This is a genomic window from Bacillus sp. FSL K6-0069 (genome assembly GCF_038007785.1).
GTDB lineage: Bacteria > Bacillota > Bacilli > Bacillales > Bacillaceae_G > Bacillus_A > Bacillus_A mobilis.
The window spans coordinates 4525649-4548728 of record NZ_JBBOXN010000001.1 but is presented as its reverse complement, the minus strand read 5'-3'; the positions used below and the strand labels follow the sequence as shown (position 1 = coordinate 4548728).

The following is a 23080-nucleotide window of genomic DNA, read 5'->3' as shown; positions in this document are numbered from 1 at the left end:
TAATTGAAAAATCGTCGATATATTTATCGCTTTTCAATCGCCACAATAAATGGCGGGTTATTTTGCTGGTTAATGAAGCCGTACCTTAGTACGTGAGCTTGTTTTTGTTCTAGTTCTTCTGCAAATTTGAGAACAGCGTCGCGTTCTACTTGTCCTTCGGGGTGTCCGTGGTAAATGACAAGGACGATGATTCCTTCAGGTGCCATTACTTCTAGTAATTGTTCAATTGCCGAAATTGTTGAGTTCGGTTTTGTAACGATATGCTTGTCACCGCCAGGAAGGTAACCTAAGTTGAAGATAGCGCCTGTTACTTTTCCTTTTGCATCTTCTGGTAATACGGATAGAAGGGTATCGTGACTATCGTGAACTAAAACAGTACGTTCGAAAAGCTCTTTTTCTTTTAAACGGATAGTTGAGCTTTCAATTGCGTCTTTTTGAATATCAAATCCAAATACTCTTCCGTTATCTCCAACGATTTCAGCTAGGAAGCAAGTGTCATGTCCATTTCCAAGGGTTGCATCTACAGCGTAATCGCCTTCTTTAACAGCCGTTTGCAGCAGTGTGCGCGCAAACGGTAATACACGTTCTAATTTCATTGTTGTTTCTCCTCATTTGCATATTTTCCTTGCCAGCTCCCGCGGCGTACAAATTCTGCATCGATGGAATTTAATACTTCCCATTTATTTAAGCTCCACATTGGACCAATCATTAAATCAGGTGGGCCGTCACCTGTGATACGGTGCACAATTACGTCTTCTGGAATTATTTCAAGTTGGTCAACAACGAGACTTACGTAATCTTCAAGAGAAAGGAACTCGAGTTGTCCTTTTTCATATTGCTTCACCATTGGCGTTCCTTTTAATAAATGAAGTAAATGAATTTTGATTCCTTGTACATCAAGCTTCGCTACTTCACGAGCTGTCTCCATCATCATTTCGTAATCTTCAAGTGGAAGACCGTTAATAATATGAGAGCAAACTCTAATGCCGTGCTTACGTAATTTATTTACGCCTTCCACGTAAGATGGGTAATCGTGAGCGCGATTAATAAGGTTTGCAGTGCGTTCATGAACGGTTTGTAGTCCAAGTTCAACCCAAAGATACGTGCGTTTATTTAAGTCCGCTAAATATTCAACGACATCGTCTGGTAGGCAATCTGGACGAGTCGCAATAGAAAGACCGACAACATCTTTTTCTGCTAGAAGCGGTTCGAATTTTTCTTTTAACACTTCAAGTGGTGCATGTGTGTTTGTGTACGCTTGGAAATAAGCGATACATTTTCCATCTTTCCACTTCGAGCGCATTTTTTCTTTCATTTCATGATATTGCGTTATAACATCATCGCGGCGATCACCAGCGAAGTCACCAGATCCGGCAGCACTGCAAAATGTACAACCGCCATAAGCAACTGTACCGTCACGGTTTGGACAATCGAAGCCAGCATCTAATGAAACTTTAAAGATTTTTTCACCAAATTCATTTCGTAAATGGTAATTCCATGTATGATAACGTTTATTGTCGTTTGTATATGGAAAAGGGTTTTGAACCTTCATTACTTTCCCTCCTAAGCCGAGTCAAAATGAAACAAAATCCATTATAACATACTCATAAGGTAGAGATGGAAGGGACACACTAAAGGGGAATTGAAGCAAGGAGGGACAATTATGGCAGAGCGTCAATCACTTGAATCGTATATTACACAAGCGGAGCAAGCTGTGGAATATGCGAAAGAACAATTAGATCTTGGTATGAGACAAGAGCATTACAATACGTTGGAGTATGGAGATGCACAGTTACAATTAGAACAAGCATATAACGATTTACAAACGATGCAACAACATGCGAATGATGAGCAACGTGAGCAATTAAATAGAGCGCGCATGGCAATTCGCCAACTGCAACATCAAATGATTATTACACCGCACTAATAAGGAGTGAATGTAATGGCGAAACGTTCAAATCAAAATAATCCAGAGCAAAAAACGCAAAATGGACATAACGCTGAGTTTTCAAATGAGCTTGATCCGGTTGTACAAGTGAAACAGCGTAATAGCAAAAAAGGACAACCGCAAAGATCGAAGCAATCAGAGTAAACCAGGTCGCAATATGACCTGGTTTTATTTTGCTATATGACAATAATGTAAGATTTCTGTAAGGTTTTCCGATAGTTGTAAGCTAACTTTTCCAGTAGAGTAAGGGAGGATTAAATTTTGGACAAGGAGTTGCTTTATGGGGAACAATATTACAAACAAACGAATTGATGAATTAGATTATATTCGTGGCTTCGCATTACTGGGGATTATTTTAGTAAATATTCTTGCACTACTGAATATTAAAGTGCCAGATCCTAATACAGTAGATGCTAGTTATCAAAGGTTTCTATACTTATTTGTAGAAGGTCGTTTCTTCTCGATTTTCTCATTCTTATTTGGAGTAGGATTCTATATCTTTATTACAAGAGCAATTGCAAAAGGGAAGAATGGATACGTTCTATTTCTACGCCGCGTAGTTGCACTATTTATTTTTGGTTTAATTCATCAAATGTTTCAGCCTGGGGAAGCATTAGCGTTATACGCAATTTGTGGATTAGTCGTTTTACCGTTTTATAAAGCGAAAAAAGAAGTGAATGTAGTAATCGGTCTTATTCTTACGATAGCTTTTAGTATTATGGCTTTTAAGGAATTATTACCACTAGGTTTAATTTTATTAGGCCTCGCTGCAGGACAGTATCGTGTATTTGAAAACCTTTCAAAGAATATAAAGAAAGTCGCTATTTTTACAGGTGTTATGTTTGTTTTAAGTGTAGTGGCTTTATGGTATCAATATGGGCACGTTCCTGCTGAGGCATTTGTAAATATGATGCTCATGAATGAGGATGGAACAATGGATGCCGCAGGTCAATTCTTAAAAATTGGTGTTACAGTTGGACCAATTATTTCAGCTTTCTATGTAGGAGCGTTAATTTTATTACTTCAATTAAAACCGGTTCAAACATTGTTAGCGCCATTGAAATACTACGGTCGTATGGCTTTAACAAATTATATCGGACAAACTGCAATGATTTTAATCGCAGGCAGTGTATTTAACTTTGCAGAAAACTTAACTTACATGCAGACGTTATATGTGTGTATCGCAATTTATGCAATTCAAATTGTATTTAGTATGATTTGGATGAAAATCTTTAAGATGGGTCCATTAGAGTGGATTTGGCGTGTTATTACGTATTGGACGGTAACACCTTTAAAGAAATAAAGTGAAACTTTAATCAGTGGGGGGGTTCTTTATCCCCCACTGATTATTAGTTGAACCAATCGGACTTTTATGGGCAAGTTGATCCCCCACCTAACTTCTTTGCTTTCGCTGAATTTGGAGGTGGGGGTCTTACTGCCCATTAAAGCGGGATAAAGAGAGAAGTGGGCTGTTCCTTTTGTGGAACAGCCTATTTTTATTGTTATCTTTTGTCGGTAAGTCGATGTATTTTGAAAACCGCTGATAAAACTGGAAGAATCGCCGATATATTTGAAAAATCGCCGATAAAAATTCATTTACCAACGAAGTTGATCAAATAGAAAAAAACGAACCTTACACCCGCCCATTTTTTATATTACAAAAGTGTAAGGTAAATGTAATGTTAACAAATAGCAGTTCACCCCCAAAAAGCGCAAAATAGGTAATGGAAAAACAAGCGTAGGAGGATATATATGACGAAACCAGTTGTAGACGTGAAAAATGTTCAAAAAGTGTACGGTAAAAAAGGTGAGAACCAATCACACGCGTTAAAAGGTGTTTCATTCTCAATTCAAGAGGGTGAGTTTGTTGGGATTATGGGACCATCTGGTTCTGGTAAAACGACATTATTAAATGTAATTTCAACGCTTGATAAAGCAACGGGCGGCGTTGTTGAAATTGCGGGTACGGATATTACGAAAATGAAACAAGGTGAGCTTTCTGATTTCCGTTCACAAAAGTTAGGATTCATCTTCCAAGACTTTAACTTATTAGAGAACTTATCTATTTACGAAAATATTGCACTTCCACTTTCTCTTCAAGGTGTTCCATCACGTAACATTGGACCGAAAGTAGAAAAAGTAGCGGACATGCTAGGGATTACAGAAATACTTCAAAAGTATCCATCTGAAGTATCTGGTGGACAGAAACAACGTTCGGCAGCAGCGCGTGCACTTGTGCATGAGCCAGCAATTATTTTAGGGGACGAGCCAACAGGAGCTCTTGATTCTAAAAATGCAACGAGTTTACTTGATGCGATGACAAACTTAAATAAAGATCAAGGTGTATCAATTATGATGGTTACACATGATCCATATAGTGCAAGTTACTGTCAGCGTATTTTATTCATTCAAGATGGTGAGTTATATAAAGAAATTCATCGCGGTGGTACGCGTGAAGAGTTCTATAAAGAAATTTTAGATGTACTTGCAGATTTAGGTACACAAAAAGCGTAAGGAAGGAGGTTTCAGTATGTTATTTAAACTTTCCATGTCGGGGCTGAAAAGTAAGCTGAAAGATTATATCGTCTTACTTGTCGGTCTTGTCATGTCGATTTCAATTTTTTATATGTTTCAAACGTTATCGCTTAATAAAGCGTTCCTTGAATCTAACTCAATGATTAAATCTATTGGATTCGTATTCCAAGCGGGATCATTTTTACTAGCAATTATAACGTTCTTCTACATTTTATATGCAAACTCATTCTTATTATCTCTTCGTCAAAAAGAGTTCGGAATGTATATGATGTTAGGAGCAAAAAAGCATAAAGTTACATTACTTATGTTTATTGAAACGATCGTATTAGGCGCTGCGTCTCTTGCGATTGGTATTACAGTTGGTGTAGGACTTGCAGAAGGTATTGGACAGTTATTAATGAAACAGCTTGAATTTGCTGGTGAAGGATATAAAGCATTTTACCTTCCATCTATGACTGTTACTTGCATCTTTTTCTTTGCACTATTTGTATTATCAGCAATTATGAACAGTATTAAGTTATCACGTATTTCAGTACTGCAGCTAGTACATGCAGATGCACAAACAGAGCGTGTTGCGGTAAAAGGAAAAATGACAGGTTTAGTTGCATTCCTAGCAGTTATTTTATTAGGAATTGGCTATGCATCAATGATTTATATGGAAAAACTAAGAGAAATGGGAATCCTTATTGCATTAGTTACAACAACAGCTGGTACTTACATGCTATTTGGATCACTTCTTCCAGTTATTATTAAAAAGTTAAAGAGTAATAAAAAACGTAGTGAAAAAGGACTTAACGCTTTTACTTTTGCACAATTAAACTTCCGTATTAATAGCTTAACAAAGGTGCTTGCGACAGTAGCGATGTTAGTAGCGCTTGGAGCTGGTGCAATTTCAGGTGGTATGGCGTTTAAAAATAACGTTATAAAAATGGTTGATGGTTTAGTAATCTATGATTCAGTAGTTCATAATCCAACAGCTGAAGAAAAGAAAATATTAGATGGTATTACATTTAAAGAGAAAAGTGAATATCGTTACAAAGTAGATGATAAATATGTTTACTATGTAAAAGAAGATTTAGAGAAAAATCGTCCTTTAGTAAGAGATATGGCAAATATGGAGTCAATGAAAGATTTAGTGAATACGAAGAACGTTTCAGAGGAACTACAAGTAGGTGCAGTTTCTAGAGAAATGAATGAAAAAGATGCGAACGCTAAAGAACTTTCAGCAGAATGGGTAGATGCTTTTAGTACAATTCATCCGTATTATATATACGGAGATCATGCAATTAAAATTGTAGATCAAAAAATGTACGATGGGATAAATGGTAAAGAAGGTATAGCATTTATCGGAAAAACAAATGACTTCTTAACATATACAAAAGAGTGGAAAAAACTTGACGAGTTGCAGCTAGTTAAATATAAAAATGTAAAAGCTGAAAGAATGGATAGTAAATATCAAGCTTATAATGGGTTCTATGGCATTGCAAGCGGAACAGTGTTTATGGGATTCTTCCTTGGAATTGCGTTCTTAGCAATGATGGCAAGTTGTTTAATGTTTAAAATTCTTTCTGGTGCATCAAAAGATATTACGCGCTATCAAATGCTTCGTAAAATCGGTGTGCGTCGTGAGTTATTAACGAAATCGATTTATAAAGAGTTATTCTTAGTATTCTTATTCCCAGCAATTCTAGGTATCGCGCACGTATTAGTGGGTATGAATATTTTCGGATTTATTTTAGTTGATCCGTACTTCCGTATTTGGGTACCAATCGTAATTTTCGTAGTTATTTATGCGATTTATTACTTCATTACAGTTCAATTGTATAAAGGAATTGTTCTTCCGAAAGAAGATTAATAGTAGAAACCGAGCAAAAATGCTCGGTTTTTATTATTTTCAGAAAAAACACTTTAATGTTACTGAAATATATAATATAATGTAAATAAGTAACATGATATGTGAGTATCAGCAACCGAAAAATGAAAGGAGGAATCCGATCTGTAGAAAGAAGCTGAACTTGTATCCCCTATTTTTCTACCCACACCGTATTTGTACAATCATAAATTTCCAAATGAAAAATTGTCAGACCTAAGTCGTATATTGTGAAAATAATGGATAATACATGGAAATCTCATAGCATGATAAGGTAAAATGGACAGGATAATGAGAAAATTACCGTTCATAAGATGAGGAGATACATGTATGGAAGTTGTAGAGGCATTAAAAGATATAAGCCAAATTGAGGCTATGAAAAAGTATTTAAAAGAGCACTCGCTGCGAGATTATCTTTTATTTGTTATTGGAATTAACACGGGATTAAAAATTACTGAACTACTTAGTATGAAATTTGAAGAGGTATTAAATGAAGATAAGACTGTTAAAGAGTTTTATTCCCTTCCTGTGAAAGATGAAAAATTTAAACAAGATATTTATTTAAATACAAAAGTAAAAGAAGCTCTCTTAGAGTACGTACAAACTATTGATGCTCAAAGAGAAAATTACGTATTTCAATCTAATAAAACGACAAATTCAATCTCACGCCAACAAGCGTATCGCGTTATTCATAGCGCAGCTGAAGCGGTTGGGATTGTTGGGAAGATTGGAACGAACTCAATGCGAAAAACATTTGGATATCACGCGTACAAAAGAGGAATAGCGATTGCGCTATTGCAAAAGCATTTTCATCACGCAACTCCATCAGAAACACTCAAGTATTTAGGAATCTCAAAAGATGAAAAGTTTAAAACAGAGATTGATGTAGATTTGTAAAAGCCGTAACTAAAAAATTTAGGAGGCGGAAAATATGAATATTAGAGAAAGTGAACTTCCGGGTATTGGTTGTAAGTTTGAAGTAATTACAAAAGGTAATGAAAAAATGGTTATCGTGATTCATGATGATGGCCGGAGAGAAATGTATCATTTTGATGCGGATCATGATGAGAGTATTTCAAGCGTTTCTCTTCGCGATTCTGAAGCGAGACAAATTGCAGCTATTTTAGGCGGAATGGTATATAGACCACAAGCGTTAGATACAATTGAGATGGCTTTTGAAGGATTATCAATTGAATGGTTTAAGGTGGAGAATAAGGCACCAGTAGTACAACAAACAATTGGTAGCTTACATGTCAGAAAAACATATAACGTAACGATTATTGCTATTTTGAAAAAGAATATGAAGAAATTCTTTAATCCAGGTCCAGACTCTATTATTGAAGCTGGCGATATGCTCGTGTTATCAGGCGCGAGACATGAAGTGAAAAGAATTATTAATGAATTGCTTTCAGCAGGAGGTGATTCCTAATCGATGGATACTTTAATCTTTGAAGTTGGAACTGCGTTAGTATTAGTAGCTTTTGCAGCTATCCTCGCTGCGAAGTTAAAGTTCTCGATTATTCCGTTTCTCATTATACTCGGTATGTTAGTGGGGCCTCATGCCCCAGATTTAGGACTTATCGATTTAAGGTTTATTGAAAGCGGAGAAGTTATTTCCTTCCTCGGCCGCGTTGGCGTCATATTCCTCCTATTCTATTTAGGCTTAGAATTCTCAATAAAAAAATTAATTAAATCAGGAAAGTCGATTGCTTTCGGGGGAACCGTCCACATATCACTTAATTTCATATTAGGTTTGCTTTATGGATATGTGATGGGCTTCCCCTTATTAGAAACATTAATTATTGCTGGAATCATTACAATTTCATCGAGTGCAATTGTTGCAAAAGTAATTGTTGATTTAAGAAGATCTGGTAATAAAGAGACTGAATTAATATTAGGAATCATTATGTTTGATGATATTTTTTTAGCTGTATATTTATCAGTCGTTTCAGGATTAGTACTTGGGGGCGCAACATCATTTGTAGGTGCTCTTACATCGGTATTAATCGCAGTAGGATATATGCTACTATTCTTTGTAGTCGCTAGAAAAGCTACGCCGTTCTTAAATAAAATATTAGATATTTCGTCAAATGAAATCTTTATTATCGTAATATTCGCTATTTTATTCTTTGTAGCAGGATTTTCAGAAACGATTCATGTTGCTGAGGCGATTGGAGCGCTCTTGTTAGGACTCGTTTTTTCTGAAACAGAGCATAGCGATCGGATTGAGCATCTCGTCGTCCCGTTTCGTGATTTCTTTGGGGCTATATTCTTTTTCAGCTTCGGTTTAAGTATAGATCCGTTTTCACTTGGAGGAGCAGTGTGGTTGGCGTTAGGAGCAGTTCTTATTACACTCATCGGTAATTTTACAGCTGGAATGATGGCGGGACGTAAAGCCGGGTTATCACATAAGGCTTCTACGAATATCGGTTTAACACTCGTATCACGCGGGGAATTCTCTATTATTGTAGCCAATATCGGCATTGCGGGTGGTTTAATGGCAGCGATTAAACCGTTCTCTGCACTGTACGTTTTAATATTAGCATCGTTAGGTCCGTTATTAACGAAAGAGTCTGGGAGAATATACTCTCTATTAGATAAGATATTTAAATGGAGTGCGAAAGAACGTGCGAAGCGAGAAAAAGAAGTTGGATAGTATAAAAAAGGGGAGACTGCATGAACTTCATGTAATCTCCTCTTTTTTATATTGTTACTGCTGTCGTTTTTGTCGGTAAGTCGATATATTTCATAAATCGCTGATATATTTTTAAGTGGCAATCAATATAATTTCATTTACCAACATACCGTTATCTGAATTTCATCAACTATTAATCAGTTGCCTTCCTATTTAAAAACGACTACAATTTTACTGTTATAGATGAACGAAAAAATAGAATAGGAGGGGAGACTATGCCAAGGAAAGTATGGCTATTAGTAGCTGGGATGATTATTAATGTCACGGGTGCTTCTTTTTTATGGCCTTTTAATACAATTTATTTGCATGATCACCTAGGGAAATCTTTATCTGTGGCCGGAATGGTATTAATGATCAACTCGCTTACTGGTGTAATTGGAAACTTGCTCGGCGGTGTTTTATTTGATAAATGGGGCGGTTATAAATCAACTTTAGTAGGGATTGTCATTACACTCGTATCGATTTTAGGTCTTGTGTTCTTCCACGGTTGGCCGTTATATGTTGTGTGGCTAGCCTTAATCGGTTTTGGTTCTGGAATGGTCTTCCCATCGATGTATGCGATGGTTGGTACGGTTTGGCCAGAGGGCGGAAGACGAGCATTTAATGCGATGTATGTTGGACAAAACGTTGGTATTGCGATCGGAACAGCATGTGGTGGATTAGTTGCATCGTATCGTTTTGATTATATTTTCTTAGCGAACTTTATTTTATACTTTGTTTTCTTCTTAATTGCTTTTATCGGATTCCGTGGTATGGAAGACAAAAAAGAGCCGGGCGTACAAAAAGAAGTCGAAACGAAAAAAGGCTGGTCGCTTACACCTGGATTCAAAGCACTTCTTATCGTATGTGTAGCATATGCTTTATGCTGGGTTACATATGTACAGTGGCAAGGAGCGATTGCGACTCATATGCGGGAATTAAATATTAGCCTTCGTCATTATAGTTTATTATGGACGATAAACGGAGCGATGATCGTTTGTGCGCAGCCACTTGTTAGTATGTTAATTCGCTGGATGAAGCGTTCTTTAAAACAACAAATTATGATTGGGATCGTCATTTTTGCGGCGTCATTCATTGTGTTAAGTCAGGCGCAGCAATTTACGATGTTCCTCGTTGCGATGGTAACATTAACGATTGGTGAGTTATTTGTATGGCCAGCAGTTCCGACCATTGCAAATATACTTGCGCCAAAAGATAAACTTGGGTTTTATCAGGGCGTTGTAAATAGCGCGGCGACTGTAGGGAAAATGTTCGGACCGGTCGTTGGCGGAGCGATTGTTGATTTATACGATATGGAAGTATTGTTTATAGCAATCATGGTAATGCTTGTAGTAGCGCTTATAGCAACGAGCATGTATGATAAACGAGTAAAAGTAGAAGAAACAGTTGAAGAAAAAATTGCAGTTTAGTTTGACGGAACATGTAACATGTTTTAGAATATATTTAAATAAAACAACCTTTAGAACAAGGGAGATAGCTCGGCTGTCCTAAGACGAATTCGTTAGTGATTAACAGTAACGATTAACCGAGAAGCCTTCGCTTTAAGTAAGCTCTTTAGAGATACGAAGTGGTGGGTAGTTCACATTAACTCATATTTGTAATAACAGTGAGAAGGAGTAGTAGTAATAGAAGCTGGTTTAGAGAGTTGACGGTCGGTGCAAGTCAATCCACGTTTCGTTATGAACTCGCCTTTGAGTTGCAGTTGTGAAACTATTAGTAGCAATTGCCGTTAATCCACGTTACGGATCTAAGCGAATGTATATTTGTACATTAATTTAGGGTGGTACCGCGGGAATCTATAACCTCTCGTCCCTTTCTAGGGATGAGAGGTTTTTTGTATTTTGGGCGGTGAAAATAAATAGAATTTCAAGGAGGGTTATCTCATGAGCTTTAATCATCAAGATATTGAGAAGAAGTGGCAAGGGTACTGGGAAGAAAATAAAACATTCCGTACGCCAGATGAGACAGAAAAACCAAAATTTTATGCACTAGATATGTTCCCATATCCATCAGGTGCAGGCCTACACGTAGGACATCCAGAAGGTTATACAGCGACAGATATTTTATCTCGTATGAAGCGTATGCAAGGATATAACGTTCTTCATCCAATGGGATGGGATGCATTCGGTCTTCCAGCAGAGCAATATGCACTTGATACTGGAAACAGCCCGGCAGAATTTACAGAGATTAATATTAATACGTTCCGTAATCAAATTAAAGCATTAGGCTTCTCTTACGATTGGGATCGTGAAGTAAATACAACAGATCCAAACTACTATAAGTGGACACAATGGATCTTCTTAAAACTATTTGAAAAAGGTTTAGCTTACGTTGATGAAGTACCTGTAAACTGGTGCCCAGCACTTGGTACAGTACTTGCAAACGAAGAAATCATTGACGGTAAGAGTGAGCGCGGCGGACATCCAGTTGAGCGTCGTCCGATGAGACAGTGGATGTTAAAAATTACAGCTTACGGAGATCGTCTATTAGAAGATCTAGATGAGCTTGATTGGCCAGAAAGCTTAAAAGATATGCAACGTAACTGGATCGGTCGTTCTGAAGGTGCAGAAGTACACTTCAACATCGACGGTACAGATGAGAAGTTCACAGTTTTCACAACGCGTCCTGATACATTATTCGGTGCAACATACTGTGTACTTGCTCCGGAACATGCACTTGTTGCTGAAATTACAACGGCGGAACAAAAAGAAGCAGTAGAAGCTTACATTAACGCTGTAAAAATGAAGAGTGACCTAGAGCGTACAGAGCTTGCGAAAGAAAAAACTGGTGTATTCACTGGTGCTTACGCAGTTAATCCAGTAAACGGTGAGAAATTACCAATCTGGATCGCTGATTACGTTCTTGCAACTTACGGAACAGGTGCTGTAATGGCAGTTCCAGCTCACGATGAGCGTGACTATGAATTCGCATCAGTATTCAATCTTCCAATGAAGGAAGTTGTAAAAGGTGGAGACATTACGAAAGAAGTGTACACAGGCGATGGTGCACACGTAAACTCAGCATTCCTTGATGGTTTAAATAAAGAAGAAGCAATCGCAAAAATGATTGAATGGCTTGAAGTAACGAGCGCAGGAAATCAAAAAGTAACGTACCGTCTACGTGACTGGTTATTCAGCCGTCAACGTTACTGGGGTGAGCCAATTCCAGTAATCCACTGGGAAGATGGCGCAATGACAGCTGTGAAAGAAGAAGAATTACCATTAGTTCTTCCGAAAACAGAAAACATCCGTCCTTCAGGTACAGGTGAATCACCACTTGCGAACATTGAAGAGTGGGTAAATGTTGTTGATCCTGAAACTGGTAAAAAAGGTCGTCGTGAAACGAACACAATGCCACAATGGGCTGGTAGCTGCTGGTATTACCTACGTTACATCGATCCAAACAACAGCGAAGCACTTGTAGATCCTGAGAAAGTAAAACAATGGCTTCCAGTTGATATTTATATCGGCGGAGCGGAGCACGCTGTACTTCACTTACTATATGCTCGTTTCTGGCATAAAGTATTATACGATATCGGTGTAGTTCCAACGAAAGAGCCGTTCCAACAATTATTCAACCAAGGTATGATTCTAGGTGAAAACAACGAGAAAATGAGTAAATCAAAAGGTAACGTTGTAAACCCTGATGATATCGTAGCAAGCCACGGTGCAGATACACTTCGTCTATACGAAATGTTCATGGGACCATTAGATGCTTCAATCGCTTGGTCTGAAAATGGTCTTGACGGAGCTCGTCGTTTCCTAGACCGCGTATGGCGTCTATTCATTCAAGATAACGGTGAATTAAGTGAGAAAATTACTGATGCACCAAATAAAGAGCTTGAAAAAGCTTACCACCAAACAGTGAAGAAAGTAACAGAAGACTATGCAGAGCTTCGCTTCAACACAGCGATTTCTCAAATGATGGTATTCATCAATGATGCATACAAAGCTGAAACACTTCCAAAAGAATACGTAGAAGGTTTCGTAAAAATGATTGCACCAGTTGCACCTCACATCGGAGAAGAACTATGGAGCAAACTTGGATACAATGAAACAATCACATATGCAAGCTGGCCAACATTTGATGAGTCTAAACTTGTAGAAGATGAAGTTGAAATCGTTGTTCAAGTTATGGGCAAAGTTCGCGCAAAACTAACAATGAGTAAAGACGCATCAAAAGAAGAAATGGAACAACTTGCACTTGAAGCAATTCAAGACCAAATCGAAGGAAAAACAGTTCGTAAAGTAATTGTAGTTCCTGGCAAACTTGTTAACATTGTTGCAAACTAATGTATTTTAAAAAAAGCTCAGAGCATTTATGCTTTGAGCTTTTTTGTGTAGAAAATAATTTCAGGATCCCCTTCATCTAAATTTTCAACTATTCCACTACGTACAAATCCATTCGTATTAAAAACGGCTTGCATACTTGTATTCGATTCGTTCGTCGAAGAAAAGATTTTTTGAGTAGGAGAATGACTTAACATATATGAGATTAACGAGCTTGCATAGCCGTTCCTTCTTTTTGCTGGCAAAACAATAATTAATGAGAGGAAAGTACAACCAAAGAAATTTGTATCGTATGTTAGAAAACCAGAAATAGAATTGTCTTCTTTTACAATGATGCATTTGCCCTCATTGATAGTGTGTTTAATATAATCTCGTCTACTATCATCTCCGATTACATCAATATCTATATGTAAGATTGCATCTAAATCTTTGATAGAAGCCTTTGTTACATTTTTCAATAGAAATACCTCCTAGAAGAAATATTTAGTTAATTAATTTTATCATGAATGAAGAAAAAGGAGCGGAATTCCAATACAGACAAACACCTATTCTTCTATAGGAAATATGATAAAAAAGGTAGGCTAAATTGAGTAGAAGAGGTGAAAGGAATGAAAGGGATGGACAATAATGCACCACATGGCTTCTTCGGAGGCGAATCGGACAGTTATACACAAATGATGTTAATGGGAGGAGCTGGCCAACAAGGGTACGGTGGAATTCCGAGCTGGATGGGTGGAGCAGTAGGAGGATTTCCAACATCGGTAGCTGGCATGCAAACTGGAATGCCTACATCAATGGGAGGATTTTCAACATCAGGGGCTGGAATGCCTACAGTAACAGGAGGATTTCCGACATCAGTAGCTGGCGTACAGACAGGAATTCCAGTAGGAGTACCGACTACATTTCCTTCTTTCGTTGGAGGAGTGCAGACAGGATTCCCGGTGCCAGGAGTAGGTGTTGTAGCAGGCGGAGTAGGTGGTTATCCGCAAGGTGTTCACGGTCACCATGTATATCACCATCATCAAGGCCAACATGGTCATCATGTACATCATCATCACCAAGGCCATCATGGTCACCACCACCAAGGCCAACATGGCCATCATGGTCATCATCACCAAGGTCAGCATGGTCATCACCACCATCACGGACATCAACAACAAGTACATCACCACGGTCAACACCACATTCATCCACAAGCTGTTCTTTACCAAACGCATCAAGGCCACCATGGTCATCACCACCAAGGTCACCAAGGTCAGCATGGTCATCATCACCATCAAGGCCAACAAGGTCAGCATGGTCATCATCACCACCAAAGCCAACAAGGTCACCATGGTCATCACCACCAAGGCCATCAAGGCCAACAAGGTCATCAACATCACGGACACCAAGGCCAACAAGGTCAGCAGGGTCACCAACAACACCAACAATATCAGCAATATCAACAACAGCAACAATCTTCTCCTTGGACAGGTGGAATTGGAGCAGGAGGAGCAGGGGCAGCAGCAGGAGCGGCTAGTATTGGTGGAGCAGCAGGACACGCGGGACACGTGGGTCATTAATGAATTGCAGAAAAAAAGACATAATAAAAAACTGCTAGGAAATCCTAGCAGTTTTTTTCAGCTTCTTGGCGTTGGCGTTCGATTTCAGCACGAAGTTGTGGCTCTGGTGCTTGCCAGCCTTCTGGTTTTAGAATTTTGCCATCGCCTTCGCGGAATCGAGGTTTCCCATCAGGGAATAATTTTGCCATGTTTGCATTATTTACAATTTCGAATCCTTTATCTGGACGTACACCCATTTCGGCAAACGTTCCGAATGCAAAGTAAATAAGGTCAATCAGTGCATCATATTGATCTTCAACAGTCGTCGCTTCTAGAAATTCTTCTAGCTCTTCTTGCATAAAACTTGCACGGATTTTTGCACGTTCTTCTGTTAATTTTGTTGGAGTATTTGTCACAGGATGTCCGAACTCTTCATGCATTTTTGCAACAAGTTCATACCCTTTATCTAAACCTTTTTCGTTTATCATGTTGTTTCATCCTTTCTCGCTTTGTGCCGAATCTCATTGTAACATAAGGTGATTATGAAATGAAAAGGGACTGTCCAAAAGTTGCATCTTTTAGTTCAGATAGCGTTAGTGAAAGATTATATCGACTGAACGACAGAACATAGCCTGTTAATAAAAGAAAGCCATCCCGGAATACTTTTGGGACGGCCCTGCTCGTTATTTTTCTTCTTTTATTAAAATGGATAAAATAAGGTCGATGCCAAACATACCAACGAGCAACATTGGTATAACGACAAGTAAATAACGTGTAAAGGAAACATTTTTTAAGTATGTATGAGCAAATAAAAAGACGCCGAGAAATAAAATACCATTTAAAATAGGCTTTACTAATTTTTTAGACATAAGCTCCCCCATAAATATCTTCTCTCTCTATCTAAAATAAAAACTCCTCTTTCCGTTGTATCATGCCGGAGAGAGGAGTTCAATCATTTCTCATTCGATTACACCAGAATTTGTAATATTTACGGTGTATTTTACAGTAACAGGGACATCTTTGTACATCTGTTTCCACTCTTCTAACTTGAATGGACGGTAATGTTGTTTATATTTTGCTCCTAGTCCGAGGGGATCAACGTCTAAAGATTTAAACTGCTTAATTAATTTAGCAGCTTGTGTATCTAATTGTTTTTGTACATTTTTTTCAATTTTTTTTGAGTTCTTGTTATTTTCTAAGTTAATTTGTTTCGATAGTTCTTGAATGCGCGCCTCAAGATGAACGTGAATGAAGAAAGAAGGCTTTCCGTTTTTAATCTTAATATCGTAAGTTGGAACAGAACGAATATTATTAATCATTACGTATGCAGAATCGGTTTTAAATTCATGTGAATCTAATTTATGCTTCTCCAATAGTCCTTTAAATATGAACATATCTTTTTCCGCAATTTTACCGATATATTTATCCTTTTTAAAAAGACCAATTCCATTGATTTTTATTTTATCACCATGTTTTTTTAAAATTGGAATATAGTAGTCTTGTCCTTCTTGATAATAACGGAATGCTCCTACATGCAGATTATCCGTTGGTAAAGGACCAGTTTCCATGTTATGCTCTAACAATTTTTTCATATAAATTGCAACGTTGTATGAAGTTGTATATTTCCCTTTTAAAAGTTCTGTGCCGTTACCTTCAAGTAAAGCAACATATAAAGCATTCCCTATGTTCACATCTCGAAGTAATGTATCGAATGAAGTAGACATTCCTTTTTTTGCAAGTGGTATAGTATATAGAGCAACACGCATTTGTCCACTAGCAAATGGTTGAGAAGACTCTAAAGATGTGTCTGCTTTTACTTGTTTTACCGCATTTGCGGTGCCTTCAAAAACTTGAACTTTATTTCCTTTTTTCTGAATGGGACAAACGAATGTTACTTTTACTTTATTATCCTTTGCTGTATCAAAAACGGTGCCTTGAATAAGTTGTACATCATCGATAATATTTTTTTGTAAGCATCCAGTTAAACTGAAAAGTGCTATACAAGAAATAAGTATTAATTTGCTTTTGATTTTTTCCATTTTCTTTTCACCCACACAATAATAAATAGGATTGGGATGTATACATAAATGAGCCAAAAACTAACTTTTGATGCATTACTAATAAAGTTATTAATATCGTGTCTGTTCGTTAAAAGTTGTGAAACAATGAGAGTGATAATGATAAAAGCGATTAAAACACCTCTTTGTTTTACACGGAATATTTCATGAGTTGCTCTTATTGACGCCCATAAAGGGAGGATAAAACTTGAAATAATAACGAGTGCATAGCCTGATATTGCGATATATTCTAGTCTTTCTATGAAGGGTAATTGAATGACTTGAGTCATGGAAAGTTGCGACCATATCGTTTTTAACAATTGTTTCTCACTAAAAAATGCAAAGGCTAAAAGGGTACTAAATAAATATAGAAGATTTGAAAATAGTGCCCCGAGTTGAGCATACTTATGAGATTGCATAGGCTTTTTCACGAATGGATACACCATGAGGTAAATCTCAAATCCTGTCATACTGTAGATTGACAGTTGAGCGGATTTTAAAATGTCTGAAAGAGAATGTGTGAATATAGGTAGTAAATTCTCCCAATGTGAATATTTCAAAACGAATAAGCTTAGAAATAAATATCCTAATGTACCCCCAACAGAGATGACGCAAATACCAGTAATGACACGGAAGCCAGAAGAAATAATGTAATAACTAACTAAGCATAAAAAGAGTGTTAACATAAAGGTGGAAGCAGTTGGGAACATCCATACTTGAATAATTTCAACATACGTTCGAATGACGGAAATACTGACGATTAAAAAATATGCTGCAAAGATGATATTAAAGAGGTTCCCTATCCACTTTCCAAATGTTTGTCGTTGTAAATCAATTAAATTCCCGTTTGTTTCTTTTAATAAAAAATACATCATCCATATAAGAATGTGGATACATATTCCTGTGATTAGAACCCCTATCCAGCCGTCGTATCCAGCAGCTTTCGCAATAATTCGAGCGAAGCCGAGAACGCCAGCTCCAAACTGTGCACCGTGAATTAAGAAGAAAACAAAGACAGGAGATATTTGATATTTTTCTTGAACTTTACTCATCAATGCACCTCATTCTTTAATCATCAAAATCCGATCTATGTTTTGTTGAAATCCCTTTTGCTGCTTTCTTTACATGTTGTGGCCTTGCTTGTACATCCCTTGTATCAATCATTGTTAATGGAAAACGAATCCAAGAATCTTTAACAGATTGTTGTCTTGTCGGGTAAAACAAAGCGTACGGCTTACGCAAGGAAGTAAGTCTAAAAAGATGAGTAAATAAAAAGATAAATCCAAGAGAGATACCGAAGAGCCCTCCTATTTCTGCGAATGCTAGAAACGGGAAACGTAGTAATCGAACTGCATTACCCATTTTATAAATAGGTGTAATAAAGGAAGCGAGTGCTGATAAGGCAACGATAATTAATAAAATGTTACTCGTTAAACCAGCTTGTACAGATGCTTGTCCGATTACGATACCGCCTACAATACCGAGCGTTTGACCAACTTTCATGGGTAACCTTGCGCCAGCCTCTCTCAATAAGTCGATTGCAAGTTCTAAAAATAGTGCTTCAATTAAAGGTGGGAACGGTACTTGAGCTCTTGATAAAATCAAAGTTTCAAGTAAATCGCTCGGAATAAGTTCATAATGATAATTTAAAACTGCAACGTATAACGGTGTAGCACAGATTGAAAATAGAACGGCGATTAATCTTAAAATCCTTGAAAATGTAGCATATAGCCAAGAGACGTTATAGTCTTCTGGCGAAATGAAAAAATCGAAATAGGATACAGGCGTTAGTAAAACGCTTGGAGAACCATCCACAAAAATAGCGATTTTCCCATCAATGAGTGCTTTTGTAACTCTATCAGTACGTTCTGTATTGATATAGAGAGGGAAAATTGACTTTTCACCCATTAATTCTTGTATATAAGCACTATCATTAATTTGATCATATTCAAGAGCGCGTAATGACTCCTCGAGAAAATCTACATTATCTTTTTCAGCGAGGTTGTCTAAATACATCATGACAACTTTTGTTTTGGAAAACTCACCGACAATCATTTCTTTTGTTTGTAAATCTAAAACAGGAAGCCGTTTTCGAACTAAATTAATATTTGTATCAATATCTTCTACGAAACCTTCTTGAGGACCGATAACAGTCGATTCGTTTAAAGGAGGAGTTGGTGCACGATAATTATCAATCGCGATGTTTGCAAGCATACATTTTTGATCTTGCTGGTTCAATTGAATAATCGCATGTCCCTTTAACACCATATCCTCAATTTTTTGTAAATCGTTCGTAATTGTAATCCCGCTCATCGGAATATGTTCTTTCAGCTCTTCTAGTGAGGCGTTAGGTCGTTCTAAAAGAGTAGGCATTAAATATTTTTGCAATTTCTCTCCATCAAGCGAAGGTCGATAGTAAGAAATCCAATAAGGCATCGTTTCATCATCAGATGTATGGTAATTAACAAAATCACTAGACTTTTTGAGCTTTTCTATTAAATCTTGTAGAGAATGAATACGGTCTTTTCCTGGTTTCGTAAAATCATAAATACTATTATTTCCAGCGTTTTGCTGCTGATTTTGATCCGAGTTACCTTGTTTAGAGCTTTGTTGTTTATCCAGATTCGAGTCGTCTTGTTTAGAGCTTTGTTGTTTATCTTGATTCGAGTCATCTTGTTTAGAATGTTGTTGTTCATCTTGATTCGAGTCGCTTTGCTTAGAATGTTGCTGTTTATTCTGATCCGAGTCGTCTTGTTTAGAATGTTGTTGTTGATTGTGATTCGAGTCATCTTGTTTAGAGCTTTGTTGTTTATCCTGATTTGAGTCGTCTTGTTTAGAACTTTGCTGTTTATTCTGATTCGAGTCATCTTGTTTAGAGCTTTGCTGTTTATCTTGATTCGAGTCGTCTTGTTTAGAGCTTTGTTGTTTATCCTGAGATGAGTCGCTTTGCTTAGAACTTTGCTGTTTATCCTGAGATGAGTCGCTTTGCTTAGAACTTTGCTGTTTATCCTGATTCGAGTCGTCTTGTTTAGAGCTTTGTTGTTTATCTTGATTCGAGTCGCTTTGCTTAGAATGTTGTTGTTTATCTTGATTCGAGTCGCTTTGCTTAGAATGTTGTTGTTTATCCTGATTCGAGTCGCTTTGCTTAGAGTGTTGCTGCTGATTCGAGTTGTCTTGTTTAGAGTGTTGTTGTTGATCCTGAGAAGGCTCTTTGTGCTCCTCTTTTTGTTGCTCGCTATTGTTACCTTTATTATGTTTCATACTTCTAGTTTGTTCTTTGTTATCATCCTCTTGATTGTTAGGTTGTTGCTCCAAGTTATCTGTTTCGTTTTTCTCTGTTGTATTTGATTTTTTTTTCTTACGTAGCCAATTCCAAATCATATGTATTCCCTCTTTAATTGTGTAATATAGTGCTATTTTGTGGCTAATTTTGTATATTATTCATTTATTTATGAAAAGAAGGAGGAGATTGGTTTGCATAGAAAAAATCCTTTAGTAAGCAGTTCATACTATAACGGGGAGAGGGAGAGTCTGTGCAAATTGTAAAAAAAGAGAAGTTTATTTTAAAAGAATTTACGTTTGAAAATGGTAGGGAAATTCCTGTTCAAATGGGGTATGAGACGTATGGTACTTTAAATAGAGAAAGGTCAAATGCGATTTTGGTTTGTCATCATTTTAGTGCAACGAGTCACGCGGCAGGAAAATATACAGCGCATGATGAGGAGTCTGGTTGGTGGGATGGTTTAATTGGACCTGGAAAAGCAATTGATACAAATAAATACTTTGTTATATGCACTGATAACCTTTGTAATGTGCAGGTAAAGAACCCTTATGTGATTACAACAGGACCGAAATCAATTGATCCGAAAACTGGAGATGAATATGCGATGGATTTCCCGGTTTTTACATTTCTTGATGTAGCTCGTATGCAATATGAGTTAATAAAAGATATGGGAATCGCAAGGCTACATGCTGTAATGGGACCGTCAGCCGGCGGGATGATTGCGCAGCAATGGGCTATTCATTATCCTCATATGGTAGAGCGGATGATTGGTGTTATTACGAACCCACAAAATCCAATTATTACGTCAGTAAATGTAGCGCAAAATGCTATTGAGGCCATTCAACTAGATCCAAGTTGGAGGGGCGGAAAATATGGAGAAGAGCAGCCAATGAAGGGGCTTCATTTAGCAAATAGAATGATGTTTATGAACGCGTTTGATGAGCATTTTTATGAAACAACATTCCCTCGTAATAGTATAGAAGTAGACCCTTATGAAAAGGTTTCTACATTGACATCATTTGAGAAAGAAATAAATAAAGTGACATATAGAGGTATAGAGTTAGTAGATGCAAATTCATGGATATACACGGCGAAAGCAGTTTTATTACATGATATTGCGCATGGATTTTCGTCTTTAGAAGAGGCGCTGTCTCATATAGAAGCAAATGTACTTATGATTCCGTGTAAACAAGATTTGCTTCAGCCGTCACGTTATAATTATAAAATGGTAGACATGTTGCAAAAACAAGGGAAGTATGCGGAAGTGTATGAGATAGAAAGTATAAATGGGCATATGGCGGGAGCATTTGATATTCATTTATTTGAAAAAAAGGTTTATGAGTTTTTAAATCGGAAAGTATCTAGTTTTGTGTAGAAAAGAAATGGTGTGAAAAAGGTGCAATGTATGTAGTAGGCACCTTTTTTTACATGATTTGTAGACGGAAAATATATGTGGCAATTGCTATACCGAAGAACGCTATACTAAGTAATAAAAATAAGAATGATATTTCTTGTGGCGATTTTATCTTTTTATTATTTTTCATACTAAGAGCAATAATTGCAGCGATTAAGAAAATGATGCCGGTAATGAAAAGAAAAAGTGTCATTTTCATTGGCTCCTTTCATAAAACAAGTATATTGAGGATACAATGCACGAGTTATGTTTGTAAAGAATAAGTTTTGCGAGAAAATTGAGAAATAAATTTTGCATTCTTTGCGTTCTTTCTTTCGCATGCTAAAATTGATTAGACATGCTTTTTAAGGAAGAGACTAAAGGTTTTATTGTATATAAGGAGGAACGAAATATGACAGAAGTTAAAACAATTACTACAGAAGAAGTGCAAGAACGTTTAGAAAATGGTGAAACGTTATTTTTAGTAGACGTAAGGGAAGATGAAGAAGTAGCAGCAGGGAAAATTCCAGAAGCTGTACATATTAAAATGGGTGATATCCCAAATAAAGTAGATTTCTTTGATAAAGAGAATGAATATATCTTTATTTGTCGCTCGGGAATGCGCAGTGAAAATGTATGCCATTATTTAAATGAGCAAGGATATAAAACAATGAACATGGTTGGCGGTATGCTTCAATATGAAGGTGAAACGAAATAAGTAGTTTAAAAACTTGAAACGTGTTTGTTTCAAGTTTTTTTCTTTTGCATACAGTATACAAAAGGGGGAGGGATAAATGGGGATTAACATGCGTAAAGTAAAAATTATTAACAATACAGGAGCTGTTAATGTTGGCGACTGTTATAATATCGCACCTTTAGCTGTAGCAAAAATATATGCAGGTGCTGGAGGTTCGAGTGCGGCAGTTTTTTTAAATGGGAAAAGGCAGCCAGAAGCAGTGATTCGAACATCAGTGTTTCTTCCGCCGTTAGCAACGAGTACACGTACATTAGGTTCATAGAGGAAAGGTAGAGTGTAATTATGCCTGCTCATATAAAAGAGTTTGTTATTGTGAATAACACTGGTAATATATTTACCGGTGATAATTTGAGTGATACGTCATTTACTGCTTCGAAATCGTATAGTGGTTCAATGGGGTGTACGTGGATTGATGTTGTTACAGTAATAGGAACGGAGACGAAGCTTTGCTTGCAACCAGGAGATTCGGTGACGACAACATATACAAGGGGTACTCCTGCTGGTACTGTAACAGGCACAAATACGGGGCAAAGTGTAAACACATCGAGTATAGCACAAGCTGTCCCAAATACAGATAATATGGATTCAGTCGCTGGACTCCCTTAAGGATTTAAGGGAGTTTTTATTATTTCAAATAAAAATAGTCTTTGAGTTTGTTTTTGTAAATACATATTAAGAAGAAGAGGTTTGTTTAATGTAAAAAAGATGGTGT

General features: G+C 37.1%; 24 protein-coding genes and 1 other annotated feature. Of the genes, 15 read left to right on the top strand and 9 right to left on the bottom strand.

Translation table 11 applies throughout. From position 1 onward, the window contains the following. Nucleotides 1–23: 23 nt before the first annotated feature. Nucleotides 24–596, bottom strand: a complete 573-nt coding sequence (locus MHB74_RS23410; protein ID WP_061676781.1) for a class I SAM-dependent methyltransferase — start codon at nucleotides 594–596, stop codon at nucleotides 24–26. Then, complete coding sequence (locus MHB74_RS23405) at nucleotides 593–1552, bottom strand: TIGR01212 family radical SAM protein (protein ID WP_061676782.1); 960 nt, start codon at nucleotides 1550–1552, stop codon at nucleotides 593–595. The genes MHB74_RS23410 and MHB74_RS23405 overlap by 4 nt, the downstream gene beginning before the upstream one ends. 111 nt (nucleotides 1553–1663) lie before the next feature. Here MHB74_RS23405 and MHB74_RS23400 point away from each other — a divergent pair, with 111 nt between their 5' ends. The 10 genes from MHB74_RS23400 to leuS all read left to right on the top strand — a co-directional run bounded on the left by MHB74_RS23400 (nucleotide 1664) and on the right by leuS (nucleotide 13340). Next, nucleotides 1664–1927 carry a YtzC family protein gene (locus MHB74_RS23400; protein WP_061676783.1) on the top strand — a complete coding sequence of 88 codons (264 nt, stop codon included), beginning with the start codon at nucleotides 1664–1666 and terminating at the stop codon, nucleotides 1925–1927. 15 nt (nucleotides 1928–1942) lie between these two features. Beyond that, the gene (locus MHB74_RS23395; RefSeq protein WP_060750066.1) at nucleotides 1943–2092 is read left to right on the top strand and encodes a hypothetical protein; all 150 of its coding nucleotides are present in this window, start codon (nucleotides 1943–1945) and stop codon (nucleotides 2090–2092) included. 136 nt (nucleotides 2093–2228) lie between these two features. Next, nucleotides 2229–3251, top strand: coding sequence for a DUF418 domain-containing protein (locus tag MHB74_RS23390; protein WP_061676784.1), 1023 nt, complete (start codon nucleotides 2229–2231; stop codon nucleotides 3249–3251). A gap of 449 nt (nucleotides 3252–3700) precedes the next feature. Beyond that, entirely contained in the window at nucleotides 3701–4462 is a 762-nt protein-coding gene (locus MHB74_RS23385; RefSeq protein WP_000165844.1) for an ABC transporter ATP-binding protein, read from the top strand. Between the two features lie 16 nt (nucleotides 4463–4478). Then, complete coding sequence (locus MHB74_RS23380; RefSeq protein ID WP_061676785.1) at nucleotides 4479–6338, top strand: FtsX-like permease family protein; 1860 nt, start codon at nucleotides 4479–4481, stop codon at nucleotides 6336–6338. A 345-nt stretch (nucleotides 6339–6683) separates the two neighbouring features. Beyond that, nucleotides 6684–7250, top strand: coding sequence for a tyrosine-type recombinase/integrase (locus MHB74_RS23375; RefSeq protein WP_000454199.1), 567 nt, complete (start codon nucleotides 6684–6686; stop codon nucleotides 7248–7250). Nucleotides 7251–7284: 34 nt separating this feature from the next. Then, nucleotides 7285–7782, top strand: coding sequence for a cation:proton antiporter regulatory subunit (locus MHB74_RS23370; RefSeq protein ID WP_001026050.1), 498 nt, complete (start codon nucleotides 7285–7287; stop codon nucleotides 7780–7782). 3 nt (nucleotides 7783–7785) lie between these two features. After that, nucleotides 7786–9009: a cation:proton antiporter gene (locus MHB74_RS23365; protein ID WP_000380190.1), complete on the top strand. Its 1224-nt coding sequence runs from the start codon at nucleotides 7786–7788 to the stop codon at nucleotides 9007–9009. A gap of 254 nt (nucleotides 9010–9263) precedes the next feature. Continuing rightward, nucleotides 9264–10457 (top strand): MDR family MFS transporter, encoded by a 1194-nt coding sequence (locus MHB74_RS23360; protein ID WP_061676786.1) that lies wholly within the window; start codon nucleotides 9264–9266, stop codon nucleotides 10455–10457. A gap of 188 nt (nucleotides 10458–10645) precedes the next feature. Further along, nucleotides 10646–10865 (top strand) — a binding site (T-box leader). Between the two features lie 66 nt (nucleotides 10866–10931). After that, the gene (leuS, locus tag MHB74_RS23355; protein ID WP_061676787.1) at nucleotides 10932–13340 is read left to right on the top strand and encodes a leucine--tRNA ligase; all 2409 of its coding nucleotides are present in this window, start codon (nucleotides 10932–10934) and stop codon (nucleotides 13338–13340) included. Nucleotides 13341–13366: 26 nt separating this feature from the next. On the opposite strand, the gene MHB74_RS23350 is transcribed toward leuS, so the two are convergent. Further along, the gene (locus tag MHB74_RS23350; RefSeq protein WP_061676788.1) at nucleotides 13367–13795 is read right to left on the bottom strand and encodes a GNAT family N-acetyltransferase; all 429 of its coding nucleotides are present in this window, start codon (nucleotides 13793–13795) and stop codon (nucleotides 13367–13369) included. 150 nt (nucleotides 13796–13945) lie between these two features. Here MHB74_RS23350 and MHB74_RS23345 point away from each other — a divergent pair, with 150 nt between their 5' ends. Next, nucleotides 13946–14899, top strand: a complete 954-nt coding sequence (locus MHB74_RS23345; protein WP_061676789.1) for a hypothetical protein — start codon at nucleotides 13946–13948, stop codon at nucleotides 14897–14899. A 44-nt stretch (nucleotides 14900–14943) separates the two neighbouring features. Here MHB74_RS23345 and MHB74_RS23340 read toward each other — a convergent pair whose 3' ends face one another. The 5 genes from MHB74_RS23340 to MHB74_RS23320 form a co-directional block, all read right to left on the bottom strand. Beyond that, nucleotides 14944–15366, bottom strand: coding sequence for an HAD family hydrolase (locus MHB74_RS23340; protein WP_048540789.1), 423 nt, complete (start codon nucleotides 15364–15366; stop codon nucleotides 14944–14946). A gap of 195 nt (nucleotides 15367–15561) precedes the next feature. Next, entirely contained in the window at nucleotides 15562–15747 is a 186-nt protein-coding gene (locus MHB74_RS23335) for a hypothetical protein (RefSeq protein WP_000038782.1), read from the bottom strand. Between the two features lie 90 nt (nucleotides 15748–15837). Next, nucleotides 15838–16917, bottom strand: coding sequence for a spore germination protein GerHC (gene gerHC, locus MHB74_RS23330; protein WP_061676790.1), 1080 nt, complete (start codon nucleotides 16915–16917; stop codon nucleotides 15838–15840). After that, on the bottom strand, nucleotides 16893–17987 hold the full coding sequence (locus MHB74_RS23325; RefSeq protein ID WP_061676791.1) for a spore germination protein: 1095 nt from the start codon (nucleotides 17985–17987) through the stop codon (nucleotides 16893–16895). Before MHB74_RS23325 ends, gerHC begins: the two co-directional genes overlap by 25 nt. A gap of 16 nt (nucleotides 17988–18003) precedes the next feature. Continuing rightward, nucleotides 18004–20316 carry a spore germination protein gene (locus tag MHB74_RS23320; protein WP_081110141.1) on the bottom strand — a complete coding sequence of 771 codons (2313 nt, stop codon included), beginning with the start codon at nucleotides 20314–20316 and terminating at the stop codon, nucleotides 18004–18006. Between the two features lie 152 nt (nucleotides 20317–20468). Here MHB74_RS23320 and MHB74_RS23315 point away from each other — a divergent pair, with 152 nt between their 5' ends. After that, entirely contained in the window at nucleotides 20469–21593 is a 1125-nt protein-coding gene (locus MHB74_RS23315) for an alpha/beta fold hydrolase (RefSeq protein ID WP_061676792.1), read from the top strand. Nucleotides 21594–21642: 49 nt separating this feature from the next. On the opposite strand, the gene MHB74_RS23310 is transcribed toward MHB74_RS23315, so the two are convergent. After that, nucleotides 21643–21825, bottom strand: coding sequence for a hypothetical protein (locus tag MHB74_RS23310; protein ID WP_016085879.1), 183 nt, complete (start codon nucleotides 21823–21825; stop codon nucleotides 21643–21645). A 198-nt stretch (nucleotides 21826–22023) separates the two neighbouring features. On the opposite strand from MHB74_RS23310, the gene MHB74_RS23305 reads away from it, so the two are divergent. From MHB74_RS23305 to MHB74_RS23295, 3 genes are all read left to right on the top strand, one after another. Beyond that, nucleotides 22024–22329, top strand: a complete 306-nt coding sequence (locus MHB74_RS23305; protein ID WP_061676793.1) for a rhodanese-like domain-containing protein — start codon at nucleotides 22024–22026, stop codon at nucleotides 22327–22329. Nucleotides 22330–22405: 76 nt separating this feature from the next. Beyond that, a complete protein-coding gene (locus MHB74_RS23300) occupies nucleotides 22406–22630 on the top strand; it encodes a spore germination protein (RefSeq protein WP_002067672.1) in 225 nt (74 codons plus the stop codon). A 20-nt stretch (nucleotides 22631–22650) separates the two neighbouring features. Then, a complete protein-coding gene (locus MHB74_RS23295; RefSeq protein ID WP_061676794.1) occupies nucleotides 22651–22974 on the top strand; it encodes a hypothetical protein in 324 nt (107 codons plus the stop codon). Nucleotides 22975–23080 lie beyond the last annotated feature (106 nt).

Bases quoted from the DNA above. Each gene is read 5' to 3' on its own strand.
- MHB74_RS23410 (WP_061676781.1), bottom strand. From the start codon at position 596: ATGAAATTAGAACGTGTATTACCGTTTGCGCGCACACTGCTGCAAACG.
- MHB74_RS23405 (WP_061676782.1), bottom strand. From the start codon at position 1,552: ATGAAGGTTCAAAACCCTTTTCCATATACAAACGACAATAAACGTTAT.
- MHB74_RS23400 (WP_061676783.1), top strand. From the start codon at position 1,664: ATGGCAGAGCGTCAATCACTTGAATCGTATATTACACAAGCGGAGCAA.
- MHB74_RS23395 (WP_060750066.1), top strand. From the start codon at position 1,943: ATGGCGAAACGTTCAAATCAAAATAATCCAGAGCAAAAAACGCAAAAT.
- MHB74_RS23390 (WP_061676784.1), top strand. From the start codon at position 2,229: ATGGGGAACAATATTACAAACAAACGAATTGATGAATTAGATTATATT.
- MHB74_RS23385 (WP_000165844.1), top strand. From the start codon at position 3,701: ATGACGAAACCAGTTGTAGACGTGAAAAATGTTCAAAAAGTGTACGGT.
- MHB74_RS23380 (WP_061676785.1), top strand. From the start codon at position 4,479: ATGTTATTTAAACTTTCCATGTCGGGGCTGAAAAGTAAGCTGAAAGAT.
- MHB74_RS23375 (WP_000454199.1), top strand. From the start codon at position 6,684: ATGGAAGTTGTAGAGGCATTAAAAGATATAAGCCAAATTGAGGCTATG.
- MHB74_RS23370 (WP_001026050.1), top strand. From the start codon at position 7,285: ATGAATATTAGAGAAAGTGAACTTCCGGGTATTGGTTGTAAGTTTGAA.
- MHB74_RS23365 (WP_000380190.1), top strand. From the start codon at position 7,786: ATGGATACTTTAATCTTTGAAGTTGGAACTGCGTTAGTATTAGTAGCT.
- MHB74_RS23360 (WP_061676786.1), top strand. From the start codon at position 9,264: ATGCCAAGGAAAGTATGGCTATTAGTAGCTGGGATGATTATTAATGTC.
- leuS (WP_061676787.1), top strand. From the start codon at position 10,932: ATGAGCTTTAATCATCAAGATATTGAGAAGAAGTGGCAAGGGTACTGG.
- MHB74_RS23345 (WP_061676789.1), top strand. From the start codon at position 13,946: ATGAAAGGGATGGACAATAATGCACCACATGGCTTCTTCGGAGGCGAA.
- MHB74_RS23340 (WP_048540789.1), bottom strand. From the start codon at position 15,366: ATGATAAACGAAAAAGGTTTAGATAAAGGGTATGAACTTGTTGCAAAA.
- MHB74_RS23335 (WP_000038782.1), bottom strand. From the start codon at position 15,747: ATGTCTAAAAAATTAGTAAAGCCTATTTTAAATGGTATTTTATTTCTC.
- gerHC (WP_061676790.1), bottom strand. From the start codon at position 16,917: ATGGAAAAAATCAAAAGCAAATTAATACTTATTTCTTGTATAGCACTT.
- MHB74_RS23325 (WP_061676791.1), bottom strand. From the start codon at position 17,987: ATGAGTAAAGTTCAAGAAAAATATCAAATATCTCCTGTCTTTGTTTTC.
- MHB74_RS23320 (WP_081110141.1), bottom strand. From the start codon at position 20,316: ATGATTTGGAATTGGCTACGTAAGAAAAAAAAATCAAATACAACAGAG.
- MHB74_RS23310 (WP_016085879.1), bottom strand. From the start codon at position 21,825: ATGACACTTTTTCTTTTCATTACCGGCATCATTTTCTTAATCGCTGCA.
- MHB74_RS23305 (WP_061676793.1), top strand. From the start codon at position 22,024: ATGACAGAAGTTAAAACAATTACTACAGAAGAAGTGCAAGAACGTTTA.
- MHB74_RS23300 (WP_002067672.1), top strand. From the start codon at position 22,406: ATGGGGATTAACATGCGTAAAGTAAAAATTATTAACAATACAGGAGCT.
- MHB74_RS23295 (WP_061676794.1), top strand. From the start codon at position 22,651: ATGCCTGCTCATATAAAAGAGTTTGTTATTGTGAATAACACTGGTAAT.